General features: G+C 37.0%; 2 protein-coding genes. Both read left to right on the plus strand.

Annotated elements, in window-relative coordinates:
• On the plus strand, nucleotides 1-339 hold a 339-nt coding region (locus tag ABN217_RS20540), incomplete at its 5' end, for a nucleoside transporter C-terminal domain-containing protein (RefSeq protein WP_349460051.1).
• Between the two features lie 75 nt (nucleotides 340-414).
• The coding region (locus ABN217_RS20545) for a nucleoside hydrolase (RefSeq protein WP_349460052.1) at nucleotides 415-505 on the plus strand (91 nt) is incomplete at its 3' end.

The following is a 505-nucleotide window of genomic DNA, read 5'->3' on the forward strand; positions in this document are numbered from 1 at the left end:
GGCTATATTTTCTCACCAATTGCGTTTGTACTTGGCGTTCCATGGCAAGACAGTATTGAATTTGGGCAGATTATTGCCACAAAAATTTTAACAAATGAATTTGACGCAATGGTTGATTATATCAAATTAGAGGATCTAAGCCCAAGAACTGAAGCCATTATCTCTGTCTTCCTGATCTCGTTCGCAAATTTTGGTTCAGTGGGGATGATTATCGCCTGTGTCGCCAGTATCAGTAAAGAACATGGAAAAATGATAGCGGCTAATAGTTTTCGATTGATCGTGGGTTCAACATTGGTGAGTTGCTTATCCGCAACGATGGTCGGTATTTTTGTGATCTAACACTTATTTTATAAACCCTACTTTTAGTTTTGTATGTTGTTCAATGCGTTATGTAAGTTATCAAAGGAGAAGTATATGACTAAAATTATTATAGATTGTGATCCAGGTGTAGATGACGCTATTGCTATTTTACTGGCGTTGGCATCACCAGAAATAAAAGTATTGG

Origin of the sequence: Proteus sp. fly-1067 (assembly GCF_040139345.1) — a bacterium.
In the GTDB taxonomy this organism is placed as follows: Bacteria; Pseudomonadota; Gammaproteobacteria; order Enterobacterales; family Enterobacteriaceae; genus Proteus; species Proteus vulgaris_B.